Genomic DNA, 2261 nt, shown 5'->3' with positions numbered 1-2261 from the left:
AAAGATTAAAAAGTTTCTTTTAATGCTTTTGTTTTTGTAAGTGCAGATGCAATGACTTGGCGTATGTCGTAATATTTATATTCCAAGTAAAACTTACCATAATGTTTGGCAATCATTTTTAAACAGGCGGGACCGCAATCCATCATGTCTAGTTGTCTGTCAACGGGAAAATTATTTAAGTTCATAGGTTGGTTGAAGTAAAAAACAAACCTAAGTTATTTATTGTTAAAAAAAAATAGATTTTATTTTTTTATAAGTTTTTTTTTCGAATATTTGTTAATTACAAAATGTAACCATCTTAAATCAAGCTAATTATTAACCAATTATATTTTAAATTTATGAAAAACAAAACCAAATTAGCATTTGAGCTACTAGAGCAGGAAATGGAAGTAATCCATAAAGAGGATTTGATTCAATTTTTAGGAGGGACTGGTGGTTATACTTATCAACAAATGATTGATGCGTATATTAATGGGGATTTTGGAGGATATGGGTATTCGAGTTCAGGAGGATATTCAAGTTCAGGAGGATATTCGAGTTCAGGTGGGCCTATTCCAAAAACAGATTGTGTATTTCAATCTATGGCATATTTAGGAATTGTATATGGAGACACTAGTTTTGATTTTGATGCTATGAAGAATAACTATAATTCACTTTATAATCCGCTAATTTCTTCTGGATTAATTTCTGATGCTTCTGGTGGTGTTGACGCAGGCTTATTGAATCATTTTGTTGATCAATATTTTAATCGAGCAAGTGTACCAAATAATATTCCCGGATTGAGTAATTTTATAGCTGCTGGAGGTAATAATTTTGCACTTGCCACATATAGTACGGGGAATGGTACTGGTCACGAATTTGTGATAACAGGTATGACTTCTAACCAATATATTGGTTGGGATGCGCAAAATCAAAAACCTGTTAGCATTGACATAAATCTAATTACAGCTTTTTCTGCTATAAATGGGGTTTGTCATTAGAGAAAGTTCTTTGTAAAATAAAGATTAATCTTCTAAATAAAATTGAATATTATGATACAAAAATTAAAGATACAAAAAGGGGTTGATACTTTTTTGATAGTATTTGCTCTGATTTATAATGGATTTTATTTACAAGCACAAAATCAATTAGATGAAAAGTTTAAAGAGTATGCAAATAAGTGGAATGATATTGAATATCAGGTTCCTAAAAACTATCGTGGTATATTAGTAAAGGGTTTTTATGTTACCAATAAAGATTTTATTCAAAGTTCATTTATTCATGGTTTAAAAAATGATAGGCATAATATTGTAGTAGGCTTTGCTTTGATAACAGCTAAACCTGACACAACACCGAGGGGTCTAAGAATAAGGGAAGTTTCTGGGGATCCTGGTAGGATTAATTTAAAGGCAATAGCTTCAGAGGTTGATACTATATTGGCAAAAGTTAAGTATCTCGACTCTTTACATTTAAATAAAGTAAAAGCAGACTTTGGCGTTATTTACAATATGAAAATGAGTGCTAAATATATGGGAATTTATGCTAGATGCAAAAAAATAATACTTTATAAAAGCGAGCGGGGTAGAACAGAAATATTATTTTTTTATAATAAGGAAGATGAAGTCCTAGTTGATGAAGAGATAAATAAAACTTGGGGTATGTTGAAGTTTAAGTCATGAAGGTAGTGTTTAGAGGTTAGAATTCTAAAACTTTATTAATTATAATAATTATAAGGCTTTGACAACTTAAAAATCTTGTCAAGGCTTTTGATTTTTAAGTTAAATTAGTCTGGTATAAAACTTAAGGTAGAATTTACATTAGCGACAAAACTATGGTTTAGTTTTTGTTGATTTAAATCATTTAACATACATATTCGGATGTAAATCACTAAATGTGTTTTGAGAATATATTAAACAGATAACTATGAATAAAATTAAATTTTTTATAACAGGGCTTTGCTTTGTTATTATGACTTCTTTTTCTTCGGATAATTTACCAAAAAAATTTACCGATTTGCTTGACAGAGCAGAAATGACTTTTGACCAACCAAGCGAATATTTCGAGACTCAACCGATTGAGAATGTACAAATGAACTATGATTATGCCCTTATAAATGATGCTAAAGATTTTGAAATTCGCTATGCTATCAGACCTTTGGATGAAATGTTTAAAAATTACAATGAGCGAGAAAAAAATAAAAAGGCTGGCGATATGAATATACACCCTAATAAATTGTATGCTGCAACTTTTCATGCAATAGTATTTAATGTTTCGGGTGGCAA

At 29.8% G+C, this 2261-nt stretch carries 4 protein-coding genes; 3 read left to right on the top strand and 1 reads right to left on the bottom strand.

Annotated elements, in window-relative coordinates; all coding sequences use genetic code 11:
- Positions 1-5: 5 nt before the first annotated feature.
- Positions 6-185: a cysteine peptidase family C39 domain-containing protein gene (locus H599_RS21435; RefSeq protein ID WP_035141916.1), complete on the bottom strand. Its 180-nt coding sequence runs from the start codon at positions 183-185 to the stop codon at positions 6-8.
- A 153-nt stretch (positions 186-338) separates the two neighbouring features.
- Here H599_RS21435 and H599_RS0117675 point away from each other — a divergent pair, with 153 nt between their 5' ends.
- From H599_RS0117675 to H599_RS20085, 3 genes are all read left to right on the top strand, one after another.
- Positions 339-980: a hypothetical protein gene (locus tag H599_RS0117675; protein ID WP_026715334.1), complete on the top strand. Its 642-nt coding sequence runs from the start codon at positions 339-341 to the stop codon at positions 978-980.
- 51 nt (positions 981-1031) lie between these two features.
- Positions 1032-1658 (top strand): hypothetical protein, encoded by a 627-nt coding sequence (locus H599_RS0117670; protein WP_155960826.1) that lies wholly within the window; start codon positions 1032-1034, stop codon positions 1656-1658.
- A 244-nt stretch (positions 1659-1902) separates the two neighbouring features.
- A partial coding sequence (locus H599_RS20085) for a hypothetical protein (RefSeq protein ID WP_155960825.1) occupies positions 1903-2261 on the top strand: 359 nt, incomplete at its 3' end.

It is taken from the genome of Flavobacterium daejeonense DSM 17708, from assembly GCF_000425425.1.
GTDB lineage: Bacteria > Bacteroidota > Bacteroidia > Flavobacteriales > Flavobacteriaceae > Flavobacterium > Flavobacterium daejeonense.
Note: the sequence above shows the minus strand (reverse complement) of the source record. Positions and strands in the feature narration are given on the sequence as shown.

What these genes read in the sequence shown, in the direction of transcription:
- H599_RS21435 (WP_035141916.1), bottom strand. Translation starts at nt 185, where the DNA reads ATGAACTTAAATAATTTTCCCGTTGACAGACAACTAGACATGATGGAT.
- H599_RS0117675 (WP_026715334.1), top strand. Translation starts at nt 339, where the DNA reads ATGAAAAACAAAACCAAATTAGCATTTGAGCTACTAGAGCAGGAAATG.
- H599_RS0117670 (WP_155960826.1), top strand. Translation starts at nt 1,032, where the DNA reads ATGATACAAAAATTAAAGATACAAAAAGGGGTTGATACTTTTTTGATA.